The sequence below is a fragment of the Winogradskyella rapida genome, assembly GCF_042675845.1.
GTDB lineage: Bacteria > Bacteroidota > Bacteroidia > Flavobacteriales > Flavobacteriaceae > Winogradskyella > Winogradskyella rapida.
The window spans coordinates 1,149,156-1,168,180 of record NZ_JBHTKM010000063.1; the positions used below are offsets into that span (position 1 = coordinate 1,149,156).

Consider the following 19,025-nt stretch of genomic DNA (forward strand, 5'->3'; position numbering starts at 1 on the left):
CCTTTAAAAGCGCCATCGGTCTGCTAACTTTTTCGTAGTTTTGAAGTCCTTTCAAAACACATATAATGTCAGATAAAAAACGCCTATTTTTAGTAGATGCCTATGCTTTAATTTTCAGAGGTTACTACGCTTTTATAAAGAACCCAAGAATAAATTCTAAAGGAGAAGACACCTCCGCCATCATGGGTTTTATGAATTCCCTTTTAGATGTCATTAAACGTGAACGTCCCGATCATTTAGCTGTTTGTTTTGATAAAGGGGGAAGTGCAGATCGTGTAGAACTCTTTGAAGCTTATAAAGCCAATAGAGATGAAACGCCTGAAGGTATAAAAACGGCCGTGCCTTATATCTATGAGATTTTAAAAGCCATGCATATTCCTATTATGGTTAAAGAAGGTTTTGAAGCCGATGACGTTATTGGAACGCTCGCTAAAAAAGCCGAAAAAGAAGGTTACCAAACCTTTATGGTGACACCAGATAAGGATTTTGCCCAATTGGTTTCGGAGAATATTTTTATGTACCGTCCTGTTTTTGGTGGTGGTTATGAAACTTGGGGAATTCCGGAAGTACAAAAGAAATTTGAGGTTACCGACCCTATTCAGGTTATCGATTACTTAGGCATGATGGGTGATGCCTCTGATAATATTCCAGGTTTACCAGGCGTTGGTGAAAAAACAGCAAAGAAGTTTTTAGCCGCTTATGGGACTATGGAAAACCTTTTTGCCAATACCCATGAGCTTAAAGGCAAGATGAAAGAGAAAATTGAAGCTAATAAAGAACTCGGTTTATTATCGAAACAGCTGGCCACGATTATGCTCGATGTTCCGGTAGAATTTAATGCCGAAGATTTTGAAATGTCTGAACCCGATATCCCTAAAGTCACTGAGATTTTTCAAGGCTTAGAGTTTAGACGTTTAATCGATAATTTTACTAAAACCTTTACCTCAGCAACAGAGGCCACAGCAAAAACAAGTAGCAGCACAACAACCAAGGCTTCGACCCCAGCAGCAGCAGAAAACACGAGTGCTAATGCCGGTGCAGGTCAGTTTTCATTATTTGGTGGTGGCGAAGCTTCAGCGACCGATGGTTCAACCCCACTAACCCGTAAAACTGCCGAGAACACCTCGCACTTTTACCAAAGTGTAGCTCCAGGAATGGCCACAACGCTTTTTGTAAAGACCTTAATGCAACAAACATCGGTTTGTTTTGATACCGAAACTACCGGGTTAAATCCGCTAACAGCAGAGCTTGTTGGTATTGCTTTTTCTTGGGAAACCGGAAAAGGGTTTTACGTCCCATTTCCTGAAACTAAAGACGACGCCCAAGAGCTTATTGAAGTTTTCAGACCTTTTTTCGAATCGGAAAACATTGAAAAAGTCGGTCAGAATTTAAAATACGATATCAAAGTCTTAGCCAAATACAACATTCAGGTTAAAGGCAAATTATTTGATACCATGTTGGCCCATTATTTAATTAATGCCGATATGCGCCATAACATGGATGTACTTGCGGAAACCTACCTCAACTACACGCCAATTTCTATTACAGAACTTATTGGTAAAAAGGGTAAGAATCAATTGTCTATGCGGGATGTTGCGTTAGAAAAGCTTACCGAATATGCCGTTGAAGATGCAGATATCACCCTTCAGCTCGCTGCTCATTTTCAGAATGAATTAGGCGAAGCCAATACCCAAAAATTATTCGACGAGATTGAAATTCCATTGCTTCGTGTTTTAGCGGCTATGGAATTGGAAGGGATTAACCTGGATCAGGACTTTTTAAACTCCCTTTCCGAAGCCTTAAATAACGACATTCAAAATTTAGAACAAGAGATTTATACGGCTGCCGGCGAAGAATTCAATATTGCCTCTCCAAAGCAATTAGGGATTATATTATTTGAAAAAATGAAATTGGTAGACAAACCTAAGAAAACCAAAACCGGACAATATTCTACCGCAGAAGATGTGCTGAGTTACTTGGCTAAGGAGCACAAAATTGTTCAGAATGTCTTAGACTACCGAGGGCTTGCCAAACTAAAAAGCACCTATGTAGACGCCTTACCTTTACAAGTACAGGAGGCGACAGGACGTGTGCATACCGATTATATGCAAACCGTTGCTGCCACAGGACGTTTAAGTAGTAACAACCCGAATTTACAGAATATTCCAATTCGTACGGAGCGCGGTCGCCAGGTGAGAAAAGCCTTTGTGCCACGCAACGAAGACTATACCTTACTCGCTGCCGATTATAGCCAAATTGAACTACGAATCATCGCAGCTTTAAGTGAAGAAGAAACCATGATAGAAGCCTTCAAAAATGGTGAGGATATTCATGCCTCTACCGCTTCTAAAGTCTTTGGTGTTCCGTTAGAAGAAGTAACCCGAGAACAACGTAGCAATGCTAAAACGGTTAACTTCGGAATTATCTACGGCGTTTCGGCCTTTGGCCTAAGCAACCAAACCGATTTATCGCGTGGTGAAGCCAAAGAACTTATTGATACCTATTACGAGACCTACCCAAAACTTAAAGCTTATATGAGTAAGCAAGTCGATTTTGCAAGAGATCATGGTTATGTGTCTACGGTTTTAGGGCGTCGTCGTTACCTTAAAGACATCAACTCCCGTAATGCCGTGGTTAGAGGTGCCGCAGAACGAAATGCTGTGAATGCACCTATCCAAGGCTCTGCTGCCGATATTATAAAAATTGCCATGATAAATATTTATAACAAACTGGAAGCTGGTCAATATAAATCGAAAATGCTCTTACAGGTGCATGATGAATTGGTCTTTGATATCTACAAACCTGAACTTGAAGAACTCACCAGCTTAATTAAAACGGAAATGGAAAATGCCTTTAAATTAGAAGTGCCGTTGGATGTTGAAGTGGATACTGGTTTGAATTGGTTGGAGGCGCATTAAGGACTTAACAGAAGTAATAACAAGTATTTCAATGCACAGTTATAGAATAACTACAATAACAATTTTTATTTAACTTGCATTTTTAATTTATAGACTATTTAAGTGAGTTTAAAAGAAAAAATATCGATTGAAAATTTTGAAGATAAAAAATTCAAAATAAGACTTATAGAATCTGAAAAAGATACAGAAGCGGCGTTTACACATTATTTGCATAATCAAAAAAATAAAGCTTCTAAATTCTATAAAACTGATGCATTAGAACATGTAAAAAATCTACTTGAATACAAATATCCTGATGTAGATGTATCTGATAAGACAGCTGAAGAAGCTCTTCAATATTTAATCTTTCAACAAGAAGATATACCTTTTCCTGCGCCAAAAAAACCTGATTTTAAATTTATTGATCTTTTTGCAGGTATTGGGGGTTTTAGATTGGCATTTCAAAACCTTAAAGGTAAATGTGTTTTTACGAGCGAATGGGACAAATATTCAAAGTTAACTTATAAAGCAAATTTTGGAGAAGTCCCTTTTGGAGATATAACCAAACCATCAACTAAAAATTATATTCCCAATGAATTTGATGTTTTGTGCGCTGGATTTCCTTGTCAAGCATTTTCAATCGCTGGGAAACGAGGTGGTTTCGAAGACACAAGAGGTACACTGTTTTTTGATGTTGCTGAAATAATAAAAGACAAGAAACCAAAAGCAATTTTTCTTGAAAATGTCAAAGGTTTAAGAAGTCATGATAAAGGAAAAACCTTAGCTACAATTCTAAATGTTTTGCGAGAAGATTTAGGTTATTTTGTACCAGACCCAAAAGTTATGAACGCTAAGGAATTTGGAGTTCCTCAAAACAGGGAACGAATATTTATTGTAGGCTTTAGAAAAGATTTAAATATAACTGAATTTGATTATCCAAACCCTGCTAAAAAGAAAGTAACACTTGAAAATATTTTAGAGAACCAGACAGTTTCAGTAAAGTACTATTTATCGGAAACATATATAAACACTTTACGAAATCACAAAGCACGACACGCGAGTAAAGGTAATGGATTTGGTTACGAAATCATACCAAATAATGGAATTGCTAACGCTGTTGTTTGTGGTGGAATGGGACGTGAAAGAAATTTAGTCTACGATTTTAGATTAACAGATTTCACTCCTGTAACTAATATCACTGGAGAAGTAAACAAGGAAGGTATTCGAAAAATGACACCAAGAGAATGGGCAAGATTACAAGGTTTTCCAGACAATTATAAAATTGTAGTTTCTGATGCTCAAGCCTACAAACAATTTGGTAATTCTGTAGCTGTTCCTGCAATCCAAGCTACTGCAAAAAAAATAATTGAAAAACTTAAGAATATATGATCACTGGAAACATAGGAGAATGGAGTGAAATCTATACCCTGTTCAAACTTCTAGGTGATAAACAATTATTTCTTGGAAATAAAGACATTGAAAAGTTAGAAGGAATCGTTTATCCGATTTTACGTGTTTTAAGAACAGAAAATAACGGGAATTTTGAATATTCAATTGAAGATGAAATTATTCTTATTTCAGGAGGAGAAGCAGTTTTGAAAATTGCAATTTCAGAATTTAAACAAAAAGCAAAATTCTTACTTGAAAAGATTAAAACAAATAATAAAACAACCTTTTCAGTGCCAGAAATTGAAGAGTTTATGCTGTCTATTAATTGTCTTTCTTTAAAAGCAAGTTCCACTGCAAAAACAGATATTACAATCGTTGTTCATGACCAAATAACAAATCAACAACCAACTTTAGGTTTTAGCATAAAGTCACAATTAGGAAATCCTTCTACTCTACTTAATGCAGGAAAAACTACTAATTTTATTTTCAAAATTTCAAATATTAAACTCACAAAATCACAAGTAAAAGATATTAATGCTATTTCCTCTAGAAGTAAAATAATGGATAGAATTAATTCTATTGTAGATTTAGGAGGTTTATTTAATTTTATTAAAACAGAAAGACAAATATTTTCAAATAATTTAATTCTTATAGATAGCCGATTACCTGAAATTTTATCCGAAATTATATATGAGTTTTATTCAAGTAAAAAATCAAGTATTATTGATTTAGTTGAAAGTATAAATTCTCAAAATCCACTCAATTTCGATATTTCTAACGAACATAAATTTTACGAATATAAAATTAAACGATTTTTAACAGATATTGCATTAGGAATGATGCCCTCTATAGTATGGACTGGTCAATATGATGCAACTGGAGGTTATTTAATAATAAAGGAAAATGGCGACGTTTTATGTTACCATATTTACAATAAAAATCAATTTGAAGATTATTTATTTAACAATACTAAATTAGAGACAGCAAGTTCTAAAAGACATGATTTTGGTTTTATTTATGAAGAAAAAGGCGAATATTATTTCAAACTTAATTTACAAATAAGATTTATAAAATAAACCACATCTGAACTAAATATTTTTTAATTTGTATAGACAATAATATAATTCAAAAATTATCGCTCTCACCAACTTCCAAATCTTTAGTTAGTTGGAAATGACAATTATTGAAAGCTTAAATATTTACTTTTTAACAAATTAATTAATAGATAATTATTTTAAGTATTAACCGCTATCAAGTATCTATAATTTCACAATTTGCCTTTTTCTATTTAATTAACATAATTATGTCAACTCGACATACTACTAAAATTAATTGTGATCAACATAAAATCAGTAGCATTTAACTATTTTAAAATCTGCCTTGTAATAATAGTAATAGCTTCTTCTTTACCTAAAATATTATTAAACTCTCTTAAAGAATCTTCATCTTGATAAACACCATTTCTATCATTCCAAGTCAACCACTCAATTAAATCCAACCGAGACCAAGAATTCAATTCAACTTGAAGTTTATCATTACTCAAATCCATAATTTTGTAATATGGATGTCTTAGCTTTTCTTCTTCATTTATACTTAAATACATATTTTTTATTGTTCGTTTCTACATACTTAAATATAAGAAAAACAAACTTAAAAACATAACAATCAAACACTTAAATACAATATTTAGTGAAAAGCAAAAAATGAATTTGGTAATAGTTTAGAGTATGATTTTATTGGAGAAGGCACACCGAAAGACCATTATGGCTCTAAACCAATGAGTATTAATTGGGAACTTAGTGAACCTATGCCGCATTACTTTTGGAATGATGCTGCTAAATTATCAATTGGACAAACCCCATCTAACCCGCATAAACCCCTAAAAACCAACAACTTTAAAAATAAATGCTTAAATTAGGTAGGTAAAGATTACAAGGCTATTAATTAATCTTCATCTCATGAGCAAAAGTCATTTAAATCCCTTAGACCTCAGATCTGTTCTTTCTTTTAAATCCCTACTCTTAAAAATCATTGGCGTCTCTTGTACGGTAATTGCCATTAAAGGCTTTATGATCCCTAACCTCTTTTTAGATGGTGGCCTCCTAGGCATTTCCATTCTTATTCATGAGTTTTACCACATCGATGTTTCCATTCCCTTAATACTTCTCAACCTGCCTTTTGTTTATATCGGTTATAAAAAATTCGGAAAAAACTTTGCGGCCCACACCTTTATATCCTTGGTATTCCTTGGCCTACTCTTAAGTGTGTTAACCGTCCCAACGGTCACCCAAGATCATTTTTTAGTGGCTGTTTTTGGCGGCGTTTTTATAGGGCTTGGCATTGGCCTAATCATAAGAGGCGGCGGTGTTATTGATGGTTTAGAAGTTATTGCGGCTTACACCAATACCAAATTCGGACTTACCACTACCGAAATCATTATGGCCATTAACACCACCATCTTCTTAATTATTGCCTTTTTCTTAGGTCTAGAAAAAGCCATGTATTCCATTATTACCTTTTTTACAGCTTTAAAAATTTCAGATTATGTGGTCGATGGTTTCGAAAAATTAATCTCCCTAACCATCATCTCCCCCAACGATCAACTGATTAAAGAACTTATCGTAAATCAATTCAACAAACCCATCACCATCTATAAAGGCGAACGCGGAAACCTTCCTGGAAGCTACGACATCAAACACGATTGCGAAGTTATTGTTACTGTGGTCACCCGACTAGAGGTTCATAAAATGCGAAAAGCCATAGCCAAAGCAGACCCCAAAGCCTTTATGTTTATACAAAATATTAATGAAGTCGATGGCGGCCTGATTAGCAGAAAAACTGGACACTAATGAAACCGAGTCTCTCTACCATATGCAATGCTGTTATTCGTTATTTAAACGAAAACCTACCGGAGTATTACACCTACCATAACAGCCAACACACCTTGTATGTGTATGAAAAAGCCCAGTATATTGCTGAAAAAGAAAAGGTGAATACTACCGATTTAACCTTAGTTAAAATTGCCGCTTTATACCACGATATTGGTTTTACAAAATCGCATATAGCGCACGAAAAGATAGGTTGTGCCATGGCCACAAAACAATTAAAGGCCTATGGGTTTTCGGAAGTAGAGATCAACACGATTTGCGGAATGATCATGGCGACCAAAATTCCACAAAATCCCAAAACCTTGTTAGAACAAATTTTAGCCGATGCCGATTTAGAATATTTGGCCACCGCTAATTACCCAAGCATAAGCCAAGCCTTATACCAAGAATTACTGCATTTTAATCCAAATCTGAGTGAAACCGAATGGCATAACATTCAGATCGCATTTATTAAAAATCATAACTACCACACCGCCTACTGCAAACGCTATAAAACGTTCCGAAAAAATAAAAATTTAGCACGTTTAGAAGCCACACGTTAGGCATCCTCGGCGTATAATTTTAACTATTTTTACGTTAATAATCGCAATAACAGCAATTTACAACTAATTATTCACTATATTTAGTAACCTTCATCAGACGCTTCAAAGAACAACAAACCTATTCTACTTAGAGCTGTGTACGCCAAACGATTTTCAAATTAAACCTTTAGTTTGAGTGTCGTGACTATTAATTCATTCTAACTAATCAACTCATGAAAACATCGCACCGATTATTTCAAATGCTTGTTGTTGCACTGATTTTTAATGTAACCAACTTGTTTGCCCAAGACCTCTACTACATCACCATTCATGTTGAAACCGACAAGATTTCTAATCAAAATAAATTAGGAGTCTGTTATTTTACTTCGGAAGCGCCAAACGGAGACATCACCACTTCCACCGGTAATATTGAAGATTTCAATATTGAGGTCAAGCCATCAGATATGATTATTTGGAGAGGGGTCTCTAGTACCAATCCTGAGGGCGATATTGTTAATATCCGATCTATAAACCATCAAGGCGGCCAAAACGTCTTTGATAGAAATATATTACACGGCAATGGCCAAACACCAGAAGTGGTGATTGGCGAGGTAAACCCAGGTACTCAGGGTCGTATTCAAAAATACGCCATTAAAATCACGGTTTATAATGAAGACCGCAAACGTGGCAACTACCGTATTGACCCCAAAATAACCGTTAAACCCTAATCTTCTAAAATGAAACTCAAGGCCGCACGTTTGTTCTTAACGTCTTTAAAAACCTGTTTGCTTGCAGGTTTTTTTTGCCTCTCTGCCTTGGGCATCAGTCAAGAAAAATTAGAAACGCATCCTCTTGAAATTAAATACAGTAATAACAACTTTTCTAAAGAAGAAAAACTGGCGCTTCTCAATGAATTGGCTCAAAACCATCCCGATCCACAAAAAAAGCTACACTACAGTATCGTATTTATAAAAAACGCCAAAGCCTTAGATTCTATCCATCTGCTGTTTCAAGGTTATATGCACAAAGGCGCTGCGCTTAGATTAAAAAGCGATTTTACCCAAGCCTTAGAAAGTTATTTTAAAGCGGCCCGTAGGGCTGTTAAAGACAACAACCAGCGCAACCTCGGTTTGGCCCATATTTCTATTGCTGATGTGTATTCCATTACCAGTAATCATGAAAATGCCGTAAAATATTACACCTCAGGTCTCGATTTACTAAAGCAAGAAAATGATCTTGAAAATTATGCCAACGGCCTATTAAACTTAGGCGATGCGTATTTTAATGAGAAGGACTACGATCGGGCTATGGAATGTTTTATGGAATCGGGGCTCCTATTCCGTAAAATTAATTCTTTAGAAGGGCACGCCTTTGTATTAGGCAATATGGGAATGGTCTATGCCGAACAAGGGAAGGACGATTTAGCCGAAGCCAATATCAATGAAGCCATTAACCTCTTAGAAGATCTGCAATTGCACTACCCCATTTCGGTGTACCTCATTTATATGTCCGACATCTATGCCGCTAAATCCAACAGAAGCGCCGCTTTAGCCTATGCCAACAGAAGCTTGAAATTAGCCAACAAATACGGCCTAAAAGAGCAAATAAGTGATGCTAATCTGCAACTCTCGCTCTTATACGAACAGCAAGGCGGATACAAGAAATCTTTACAACATTTTAAAGCACACGTCGCCTTTAAAGATAGTGTGGCCAATATTGAAAAAGTGCAAAAAATGGGCGATTTACGGACCGCCTTTGAAGTTTCAAAAAAACAAACTGAAGTAGACCTGCTCACCCAACAGCAAAAAGTTCAGAATATTCAAGTCGCTTTATTAAACCAACAAAATAAGAACAGACAGCATCTCGCCATTGCCACCATCATTGCTTTGTTTTTAATCTTAATGATTGCCTTTGGGTTATACAGACGTAACAAATACATCACTAAAACCAAAATTATCATTGAAGAGGAAAAGCAACGTTCAGAAAACCTATTACTCAATATTCTACCCGAAGAAACAGCCTACGAGCTTAAAACCAAAGGTAAAGTCGAGGCCAAACGCTTCAATTCGGTAACCGTTTTATTTACGGATTTTAAAAGCTTTACCAGCTTTTCTGAAAAGCTCACCCCAGAGAAATTAGTAAAGAGTGTGGATTATTATTTTTCAGAATTTGATACCATCATAGAAAAATACGAACTAGAAAAAATAAAAACCGTAGGCGACTCTTATATGTGTGCCGGAGGCTTACCCTTCCCAACCACAGATCATGCCATAAAAATGACATTAGCGGCCTTTGAGATTCTTCAATTTACCGAAGCGACGAAACAGTTAAATCATCCGGATATTGCGCATTTCGATATTCGTATTGGCATCAACACAGGTCCTGTAGTCGCCGGTGTTGTGGGCACAAAAAAGTTTGCCTATGACATTTGGGGCGATACGGTAAATGTGGCCTCACGAATGGAATCGAATTCCATCCCCGGAAAAATAAATATTGCCGAAAACACTTATCAATTAATTAAAGCTGCTTTTGACTGTGAACACCGTGGAGAAATTGAGGTTAAAAACAAAGGCCAATTACATATGTACTTTGTAAAAGGTATAAAAGAAAAAACCTTCTATACGTTTATGAACGGACAGAAGGCTGGTTTATAAAAAAAGAAAGCGTCATCGCTTAACGACGCTTCTTCTTATTTCGTTTCTTGGGTTTCCCTTTCCCTTTAAAACGCACTTTATCCTCAGGCTTACGCTGATTAAAAGGTACCGCATCATTAAAGGTATTTTTAGCTTCACCTTTCGGTTTATTTTTACGCCATTTTTCTGTTTTCTCAGGGAGTAAAACATTGAGTAGATCTTGACGACCTACTTTATTTAAGGTCTTTTTAATCCAAGCTTTATTTTCATCCTTATACCAGAAGAAAAAACGGTGCTGTTCCTCCTTTTCCTTACGCGTTTTAGGCGTATTCACCTTTTTTAAGGTGTAGGGATGGTATCCACTATAATAAATAACTGTGGCTACCGTCATCGGCGTTGGTGTAAACCCTTGCACCTGCTCTAACTGGAAGCCCATATCTTTAGTTTCCGCCGCTAAATTGGCCATATCCTCAACCTCACAAGCCGGGTGGTTAGAGATAAAATACGGAATCAACTGCAGCTTTAAGCCTTTCTTAATATTAATTTTATCAAAGCGCTCTTTAAACTTATGGAAATACGAAAACGACGGTTTACGCATTAGCTTTAAAACCGGATCACTCGTATGTTCTGGCGCTACTTTAAGACGTCCCGAAACGTGCTTGGTCATCACCTCTTCAGTGTAATCATCCAATTCCTTAGGATCGGCATTTTTATTAAATTCTGGCACCAACATATCATGGCGAATTCCAGATCCAATAAACGATTTCTTAACCTTCGGGTGTTTATCAACCGCCTGGTATAATTCCGTTAGCGGCTTATGAGAGGTATCTAAATTACTACAAATTACGGGCGAAATACAACTTGGCGCCACACACTTATCGCAAATAGACTGTACCTTCCCTTTCATCTGATACATATTGGCACTAGGCCCTCCAATATCAGACAAATACCCTTTAAAATCGGGCATATTCGCAACCGTATCCACTTCTTTTAAAATAGACTCCTGACTACGCGAGGCAATAAATTTCCCTTGGTGTGCAGAAATGGTACAGAAGCTACAGCCTCCAAAACATCCTCTGTGAATGTTAATGGAGAACTTAATCATTTCAAAAGCCGGGATTGGTCCACGCTTATTATATTTTGGGTGTGGCAATCGGGTGTAAGGCAAATCAAAAGACGCATCAATTTCCGCTTCCGTCATGGTTGGGTATGGCGGATTAATCATCAAGGTCTTCTCACCTATTTTCTGAAATATACGTCGAGCCGCTAATTTGTTAGACTCCTGCTCAATGACTTTAAAATTAGAAGCGTACTTCTTTTTGTCCTTTAAACAAGTTTCATGCGAGGCAATTTCAACATCTTCCCAATTGCTATTTTTCGGAATTTTATCGGCTTCATTAAGCAGTACTGCCGTTTGGTTAACCGTATTAATGCTATTAAAAGGCACCCCTTTCTCTAACAAACGTACAATCTCACGTAGGGGTTGCTCTCCCATACCGTACACCAACATATCGGCCTTAGACGTTTCCAAAATGGAAGGCATCAACTGATCGCTCCAAAAATCGTAGTGCGTAACACGGCGTAACGAACCTTCAATACCACCAATTAAAACAGGGGTATCGGGCCATTTTTCTTTTAAAATCTTACTATAAACGGTAGAGGCGTAATCCGGTCTAAAACCAATATCACCATTTGGCGTATAGGCATCCTTATCGCGCTTCTTTTTATTCGCATTATAGTTACTAATCATAGGATCCATACAGCCACCAGTGACACCAAAAAACAATCTTGGCTTCCCTAGTTTTACAAAATCCTGAAGATTATCATTAACGTTTGGTTGCGGTACAACAGCCACACGTAAGCCAAAACTCTCTAGGAGACGGCCAATAACGGCAGGTCCAAAAGTAGGGTGATCTACATACGCATCGCCGCTAAACAGGATAACGTCAAGCGCTTCCCATCCGCGTATTTTTACCTCTTTGTTTGTGGTAGGCAACCAATCTGAAAGTTGTAATTCATTCTTCACCGTGCAAAAGTAGTTAAAATATTGCCGCTAAGGCATTAGAAAACGTTAAGGTCATTATTTTGGGCGTTACCACGCTTATACCGAAAAGGTTTCAACAGCCAAAACAAATTGGCGTTTCCCCTTTTCGTTAACGCTTTGGTCGTGCTCTCGGCCGTCGCTTTTTGTTGTGGCATATGCGCCACCACAACAAAAGAGCTTCAATAAAGGCCTCCATCACTAACGCAGTACGCTAAGAGACTTTGGGTACAAATAATATGGACATTAAAAACGCAGGTTATAAACTCTTAGCTCAAGTTAGGTTAAACATAGAAAACGCGTATTGAAAATGAAGCTTATGTAGAACCCCAACCCTTCAATACACGATGTTTTAAATTATAGTTTGGTTATTAAAACGCTTAAGCTATAGGTCTAAGGCTTTAACACTCTCAATTCTATTGCGTTCTAAAAAGGCGTCAATAGTTTCAAAATGTTCAATAACACGTTGGTCTTTAAATTCAAAAACCTTTTTAGATAATCCTTGTAGAAAATCACGATCATGAGATACCAAAACAAGGGTACCGTCAAAATTCTGAAGTGCTGTTTTTAAGACGTCTTTAGATTTTAAATCCAAGTGATTTGTAGGCTCATCCAGAATCAATAAGTTCACTGGCTCTAATAATAATTTCACCATGGCTAATCGGGTTTTTTCACCTCCAGAAAGCACACTGACTTTTTTATCAATATCATCACCTCTAAACATAAAACCTCCTAAGATGCTTTTTATTTGCGTTCTAACATCGCCTTGCGCCACTTCATCAACGGTCTGAAAAATGGTTAAACTTTCATCTAACAAAGCCGCTTGGTTTTGGGCAAAGTAGCCCACCTTTACATTATGTCCTAAACTACAAGTCCCTTCTACATCAATTTGACCTAAAATGGCTTTGATCATTGTCGATTTTCCTTCACCATTTCGTCCTACAAAGCAAACCTTCTCTCCTCTGGCAATAGACATATTGGCATTCTTAAACACCACATGATCGTCATAAGACTTAGACACGTCCTTCACCGTTACTGGATAATCTCCAGAACGACTACTCGGTGGAAAGCGTAGTTTTAAAGCCGAGGTATCAATTTCGTCTATCTCAATACGCTCTAATTTTTCTAGCATACGCTCGCGAGAGGATACTTGGTTGGTTTTAGAATACGTGCCTTTAAACCGTTCTATAAAAGCCATATTATCTGCAATAAACTTTTGCTGTTCTTGGTAAGCCTTAATCTGATGCGCACGGCGGTCTTCTCGTAATTGTAAATAATGGGTATAATTAGCTTTATAATCGTAGATCCGCCCCATAGTAACTTCAATCGTTCTGTTAGTAATATTATCTACAAAAGCTCTATCGTGAGAAATTACTACAACCGCTTTGGCTTTATTCACCAAAAAGTCTTCCAACCAAATCACCGATTCTATATCAATATGGTTAGTAGGCTCATCTAATAAGATTAAATCGGGTTTTTGTAATAGAATTTTAGCCAACTCTATACGCATACGGTAACCTCCAGAAAAAGCATTGGTTTGTTTTGTAAAATCTTCAGGCTTGAACCCAAGACCTTTTAAGGCTTTTTCTACTTCAGCATCATAATTAACATCTTCTAAGGCATAGTACTTCTCCCCCAAATCAGACACCCGTTCAATAATTTTCATATAGGCTTCAGACTCGTAATCCGTACGGGTTTCAAGTTGCTTGTTAAGCGCTTCCATTTCGTCGCGCATTTCAAACACATGACTAAACGCCTTAGAGGCTTCATCAAAAACCGTGGTATCGTCTTCGGTAAGCAAGTGCTGTGGCAAATACGCAATAACGGCGTCTTTAGGACATCTTACATTACCACGAGTGGCCTTTTGCACCCCGGCAATAATTTTCATCATGGTCGACTTTCCGGCACCATTTTTACCCATCAGGGCAATTTTATCATTTTCATTAATCGTAAAAGAGACCTCACTAAAAAGGGTGTGGCCACTAAATTCTACGGCTAAATTATCGACTGAAATCATATTCTAAATTTTAAAGCTGCAAAACTACTAAATGGTAAGGCATTATTTTTATATGTCTCTAAAATAATATCAGAAGGCATTTCAGTTAATCCTCATCCCGATAAAGCTAAGTCTTACCACAGTAATCCTGTAATTTTAAAGTCCTTATTCAATTCATTTAAATACAAACCTTATGATTATTACAAAACTATTAGGCGTAACCAGCGCATTCACAAAAAGTAAAAAAGCTAAAATGGTCATTCTTGGCGTAGAGATGGCTGTATTAGGCTATGCCCTTTATCAACAAAAACAAGAAAAGAAAAATAAGCGTCTTAAAGCATAGACGTATGAGATTTTGAAGTAATTTTGCAGCGTATTTTTAAGATTATGAGCATTATTTCAAAAGACATCGCTAAGGCGGTTCAACTATTAAATGACGAGCATATTGTAGCCATTCCTACAGAAACGGTTTATGGTTTAGCAGGAAATATATACAGTCCTAAAGCTATTACTGCAATTTTTGAAACCAAAAAGCGCCCGTTCTTTAATCCTTTAATTGTTCATATTCCAGCCATAGAGCAACTCGCTACCATTGTAGCGCATATTCCACCAAAAGCAAAGTTACTCGCCAAAGCCTTTTGGCCAGGCCCTATTACCTTAGTTTTAGAAAAACAAGATCATATCCCCGATTTAATTACCGGAGGGAAACCCACCGTAGCCGTTAGAATTCCTAACCACCCCGTAACGCTTAGCTTGCTAAACGCTTTAGATTTTCCTTTAGCGGCACCATCGGCAAATCCGTTTAGTAGCATCAGCCCTACCACAGCACAGCATGTAGAAAACTATTTTAAAGACCAAATTCCTATGGTTTTAGAAGGTGGTCCTTGCCGTAGCGGTATAGAATCAACCATTATTGGTTTTGAAAACGACGAACCTATAATTTATAGATTAGGTTCTACCGCCCTTGAAGATATTGAAGCCGTTGTTGGTGCAGTGACGGTAAAAAATACGGTAAAACAAAAAACAGAAGAAGCACCTACGGCACCTGGCATGCTAGATCGCCACTATGCGCCAAAGACCACAACCGTATTAAGTAATAATCTTTTAAAGAGCCTAGACCAGCATGCTAACAAACGTGTGGGCCTCTTAGTTTTTAAGACACGTATTGCCCATAGTGCGGTAAAAACACAAGTTGTTTTATCTGAAAATGGCGACTTAAATGAAGCTACAGCGCATCTCTATGAGGCCTTGCATCAGTTAGATCAGGAAAATTTAGACCTTATTATAGCCGAAGAATTTCCAGATTACGGACTCGGAAAATCCATAAACGACAGGCTAACCAGAGCGACAAAAAGCTAAGCCCTACCCCCGTTTTCAAAACGTACTGATTCTCAGTACAAAAAAACATTTCATTAAGATTTGGTATTCCCATTCTTTATCGTAAATTTGCAAACTCTTTTTTGAAGAGGAATGTTTAATCTATTGTGTCATTTAAGGCACAATTATAAATCAAATTAGTGTGGATACATTAAGCTACAAAACAGTTTCAGCAAACAAAGCTACCGTTAATAAGGAGTGGGTTTTAGTTGATGCTGAAGGACAAACTTTAGGTCGCTTAGCTTCAAGAGTAGCAATACTTTTAAGAGGTAAGCACAAACCTAATTTTACGCCACACGTTGATTGCGGTGATAACGTTGTTGTTATCAATGCTGAAAAAATCAACTTAACTGGTAACAAATGGACGGAAAAAAGTTACATCCGTCACACAGGTTATCCAGGTGGACAAAGAAGTCTGACAGCTACTGAATTGTTTGAGAAAGACCCAAGCAGATTAGTAGAAAAGTCAGTAAAAGGAATGTTGCCTAAAAACAAATTAGGAGCAACCCTTTTTAGAAATTTAACCGTTGTTACAGGTACTGCGCACTCTCACGAGGCTCAAAAACCTAAAGCAATTAAATTAAACGAAATTAACTAATGGAAGTAATTCACAAAATTGGCCGTAGAAAGACGGCTGTTGCTCGTGTGTACGTTGCCGAAGGAACCGGTAAAATCACAGTGAACAAAAAAGACATGGCGGATTATTTTAGTACTGCAACATTGCAATACAAAGTAAACCAACCTTTAGCCTTGACTAACAATGATGGCAACTTTGATATTACTGTTAACGTATATGGAGGTGGTATCACCGGCCAGGCAGAAGCAATACGTTTAGGATTAAGTCGTGCTATGTGCGAACTAGATCCTGAAAACAGACTAGTATTAAAGCCAGAAGGTCTATTAACGAGAGACCCTAGAATGGTTGAGCGTAAGAAATTCGGACAGAAGAAAGCGCGTAAGAAATTCCAATTCTCGAAACGTTAATATCCAAACAACACTTAATTCAGAACTTGATATTTCATGTTCTGAATTATTTTATTTTATTGAATTTAAGACGGTCTTGAACCTTGTTCAAGATCTTTTAATAGTTCCCAGAATAATTTTGGGACATAAGTTTAGCATCTAAATGAAGCCAACGGATTATAGGTTAACCCTAAAATCTCACTGGAACATTGCTAATTTAACAGAACGTAAACGATTACAAAATGGAAAAAGTAGAAGTAAAAGAATTACTTGAAGCAGGTGTACACTTCGGTCACCTTACACGTAAGTGGAACCCAAACATGGCCCCTTACATCTATATGGAGCGTAATGGTATCCATATTATCAACCTTTACAAAACAGCAGCAAAAATTGAAGAGACTTCTGAAGCTTTAGCTAAAATAGCAGCTTCTGGAAAGAAAATCTTATTCGTTGCAACTAAAAAACAAGCTAAAGACATCGTTGCTGAAAAAGCAGGTGCCGTAAACCAACCGTACATTACTGAACGTTGGCCTGGTGGAATGTTAACAAACTTCGTAACTATTAGAAAAGCGGTTAAGAAAATGGCCTCTATTGATAGAATGAAGAAAGATGGAACATTCAACTCTTTATCTAAAAAAGAACGTTTACAAGTAAATCGTTTACGTGCAAAATTAGAAAAGAACTTAGGTTCAATTTCTGATATGACACGTTTACCAGGTGCTTTATTTGTTGTAGATATTATGCGTGAGCATATTGCAATTAAAGAAGCTCAAAAATTAAACATTCCAATCTTCGCTATGGTAGATACAAACTCTGACCCACGTGAAGTTGATTATTTAATTCCTGCAAATGACGATGCTTCTAAATCTATTGACAAAGTTTTATCTATCGTAACTTCTGCTGTAGCAGACGGTTTAAACGAAAGAAAAGCTGAGCGTGCTGACAAAGACGCAAAATCTCAAAAAGGTGAAGCAAAAAAAGCTCCTAAAGCGGCCGTTGCTGATCAAGAAGAAGAATAAATAACATTTAGAATATATACAAAAGTCGTTTAATTCTTTTCTTGCAAAGAAAAATAATTAATCGACTTTTTTAATTTAGAAACTATGGAAAATACTGTAAAAGTTACTGCAGCAGAAGTAAACAAGCTTAGACAAGCAACTGGTGCTGGTATGATGGATTGTAAAAAAGCTTTAGTTGAAGCTGGTGGAGATTTTGATAAAGCCATTGAAGTTTTACGTAAGAAAGGACAGAAAGTTGCAGAAAAAAGAGCCGATAGAGATTCTTCTGAAGGTGCTGCAATCGCAAAAATTAATGCAGATAACACTTCTGGTGTTGCTATTGTATTAGGTTGTGAAACTGACTTTGTTGGTAAAAACGAAAACTTCGTAGCCTTAGCAAATGACTTAGCTGATATCGCTTTAAACCATGACACAAAAGAAGCTTTCTTAGCAGCTGACTTTGGTGGCATGACAGTGGCTGAAAAATTAGTAGAGCAAACAGGTGTTATTGGTGAGAAATTAGACATCACTGCATTTGAAAAATTAGAAGCTCCTTACGTTGGACAATATGTTCACATTAATAAAATTGCAGCTTTAGTAGGATTATCTTCTAAAGTAGATAACGCTGAAACTTTAGTTAAAGACGTTGCTATGCAAGTTGCTTCTATGGGCGCTACATCATTATCTTACAAAGATTTTGATCCTGCTTATGTGGCTTCTGAAACTGAAGCGCGTATCGCAGTAATCGAAAAAGATAACATCGAATTAGGACGTTTAGGTAAAACTTTAAAGAATGTACCAAGTTACATCTCTATGGCACAATTAACGCCAGAAGTTATCGCTGAAGCTGAAGAAGCTGCGAAAGCAGAATTAAAAGCTGAAGGGAAACCAGAACAAATCTGGGACCGTATTTTACCTGGTAAAATGGAGCGTTTTATTTCTGATAACACAACTTTAGATCAAGAACAATGTTTATTAGATCAGAAGTTTATCAAAGATGAAAAGAAAACTGTTGCAGATTACGTTGCTTCTTACGGAGACGTTGCTGTAACTGGATTTAAACGTGCTACAGTAGGATAATTAATCCACCTTTAGTACCGAAATCACATATTAAAAACCACTATTCTTTAAGGAATAGTGGTTTTTTTTTGTACCACCTATAAACACTGAACTTCAAGCAAAACGCTTCAAAACTTTTTAGATAAAATCTACTTTTGTCTTTTTTTTCACTTTTACGGATGCTAATAATTACGTAGCTTTGCTCAACTTTTAAAAGGTGTAGAAAAATAGGTTCTAAAACAGTCTTATTTCAATATACACCT

Annotated in this window: 17 protein-coding genes; 14 read left to right on the top strand and 3 right to left on the bottom strand. The window is 36.6% G+C overall.

The annotated features are described in order from the left end of the window. Nucleotides 1-65: 65 nt before the first annotated feature. The 3 genes from polA (at nucleotide 66) to ACFQ13_RS12320 (ending at nucleotide 5,362) form a co-directional block, all read left to right on the top strand. On the top strand, nucleotides 66-2,918 hold the full coding sequence (gene polA / locus ACFQ13_RS12310) for a DNA polymerase I (protein ID WP_386117745.1): 2,853 nt from the start codon (nucleotides 66-68) through the stop codon (nucleotides 2,916-2,918). A 102-nt stretch (nucleotides 2,919-3,020) separates the two neighbouring features. Continuing rightward, complete coding sequence (locus tag ACFQ13_RS12315) at nucleotides 3,021-4,286, top strand: DNA cytosine methyltransferase (RefSeq protein ID WP_386117746.1); 1,266 nt, start codon at nucleotides 3,021-3,023, stop codon at nucleotides 4,284-4,286. Beyond that, on the top strand, nucleotides 4,283-5,362 hold the full coding sequence (locus tag ACFQ13_RS12320; protein ID WP_386117748.1) for an HpaII family restriction endonuclease: 1,080 nt from the start codon (nucleotides 4,283-4,285) through the stop codon (nucleotides 5,360-5,362). The genes ACFQ13_RS12315 and ACFQ13_RS12320 overlap by 4 nt, the downstream gene beginning before the upstream one ends. A 287-nt stretch (nucleotides 5,363-5,649) precedes the next feature. Here the strand turns inward: ACFQ13_RS12320 and ACFQ13_RS12325 are convergent, their stop codons facing one another. Beyond that, nucleotides 5,650-5,889: a hypothetical protein gene (locus tag ACFQ13_RS12325; protein WP_386117749.1), complete on the bottom strand. Its 240-nt coding sequence runs from the start codon at nucleotides 5,887-5,889 to the stop codon at nucleotides 5,650-5,652. Nucleotides 5,890-6,063: 174 nt separating this feature from the next. Between ACFQ13_RS12325 and ACFQ13_RS12330 the strand changes: the two genes are divergently transcribed. The 5 genes from ACFQ13_RS12330 to ACFQ13_RS12350 all read left to right on the top strand — a co-directional run bounded on the left by ACFQ13_RS12330 (nucleotide 6,064) and on the right by ACFQ13_RS12350 (nucleotide 10,349). Next, nucleotides 6,064-6,204, top strand: a complete 141-nt coding sequence (locus tag ACFQ13_RS12330; protein ID WP_386117751.1) for a hypothetical protein — start codon at nucleotides 6,064-6,066, stop codon at nucleotides 6,202-6,204. A 40-nt stretch (nucleotides 6,205-6,244) separates the two neighbouring features. Continuing rightward, complete coding sequence (locus ACFQ13_RS12335; RefSeq protein WP_386117753.1) at nucleotides 6,245-7,135, top strand: YitT family protein; 891 nt, start codon at nucleotides 6,245-6,247, stop codon at nucleotides 7,133-7,135. After that, nucleotides 7,135-7,716: an HD domain-containing protein gene (locus ACFQ13_RS12340; protein ID WP_386117754.1), complete on the top strand. Its 582-nt coding sequence runs from the start codon at nucleotides 7,135-7,137 to the stop codon at nucleotides 7,714-7,716. The genes ACFQ13_RS12335 and ACFQ13_RS12340 overlap by 1 nt, the downstream gene beginning before the upstream one ends. Before the next feature lie 212 nt (nucleotides 7,717-7,928). Then, on the top strand, nucleotides 7,929-8,423 hold the full coding sequence (locus ACFQ13_RS12345; RefSeq protein ID WP_386117756.1) for a hypothetical protein: 495 nt from the start codon (nucleotides 7,929-7,931) through the stop codon (nucleotides 8,421-8,423). Between the two features lie 9 nt (nucleotides 8,424-8,432). Then, on the top strand, nucleotides 8,433-10,349 hold the full coding sequence (locus tag ACFQ13_RS12350) for an adenylate/guanylate cyclase domain-containing protein (protein ID WP_386117758.1): 1,917 nt from the start codon (nucleotides 8,433-8,435) through the stop codon (nucleotides 10,347-10,349). 19 nt (nucleotides 10,350-10,368) lie between these two features. Here the strand turns inward: ACFQ13_RS12350 and ACFQ13_RS12355 are convergent, their stop codons facing one another. After that, nucleotides 10,369-12,354 carry a YgiQ family radical SAM protein gene (locus tag ACFQ13_RS12355; protein ID WP_386117761.1) on the bottom strand — a complete coding sequence of 662 codons (1,986 nt, stop codon included), beginning with the start codon at nucleotides 12,352-12,354 and terminating at the stop codon, nucleotides 10,369-10,371. 400 nt (nucleotides 12,355-12,754) lie between these two features. After that, entirely contained in the window at nucleotides 12,755-14,386 is a 1,632-nt protein-coding gene (locus ACFQ13_RS12360) for an ABC-F family ATP-binding cassette domain-containing protein (protein ID WP_386117763.1), read from the bottom strand. Between the two features lie 172 nt (nucleotides 14,387-14,558). Between ACFQ13_RS12360 and ACFQ13_RS12365 the strand changes: the two genes are divergently transcribed. The 6 genes from ACFQ13_RS12365 to tsf all read left to right on the top strand — a co-directional run bounded on the left by ACFQ13_RS12365 (nucleotide 14,559) and on the right by tsf (nucleotide 18,783). Then, nucleotides 14,559-14,708: a hypothetical protein gene (locus ACFQ13_RS12365; protein ID WP_181858339.1), complete on the top strand. Its 150-nt coding sequence runs from the start codon at nucleotides 14,559-14,561 to the stop codon at nucleotides 14,706-14,708. Between the two features lie 44 nt (nucleotides 14,709-14,752). Continuing rightward, complete coding sequence (locus ACFQ13_RS12370) at nucleotides 14,753-15,724, top strand: L-threonylcarbamoyladenylate synthase (RefSeq protein ID WP_386117764.1); 972 nt, start codon at nucleotides 14,753-14,755, stop codon at nucleotides 15,722-15,724. A gap of 160 nt (nucleotides 15,725-15,884) precedes the next feature. Beyond that, nucleotides 15,885-16,340 carry a 50S ribosomal protein L13 gene (rplM, locus tag ACFQ13_RS12375; protein ID WP_114307813.1) on the top strand — a complete coding sequence of 152 codons (456 nt, stop codon included), beginning with the start codon at nucleotides 15,885-15,887 and terminating at the stop codon, nucleotides 16,338-16,340. Continuing rightward, nucleotides 16,340-16,726, top strand: a complete 387-nt coding sequence (gene rpsI / locus ACFQ13_RS12380) for a 30S ribosomal protein S9 (RefSeq protein ID WP_092446510.1) — start codon at nucleotides 16,340-16,342, stop codon at nucleotides 16,724-16,726. The genes rplM and rpsI overlap by 1 nt, the downstream gene beginning before the upstream one ends. A gap of 221 nt (nucleotides 16,727-16,947) precedes the next feature. Continuing rightward, entirely contained in the window at nucleotides 16,948-17,724 is a 777-nt protein-coding gene (rpsB, locus tag ACFQ13_RS12385) for a 30S ribosomal protein S2 (RefSeq protein ID WP_114307814.1), read from the top strand. 84 nt (nucleotides 17,725-17,808) lie between these two features. Beyond that, on the top strand, nucleotides 17,809-18,783 hold the full coding sequence (gene tsf, locus ACFQ13_RS12390) for a translation elongation factor Ts (protein WP_114307815.1): 975 nt from the start codon (nucleotides 17,809-17,811) through the stop codon (nucleotides 18,781-18,783). Nucleotides 18,784-19,025 lie beyond the last annotated feature (242 nt).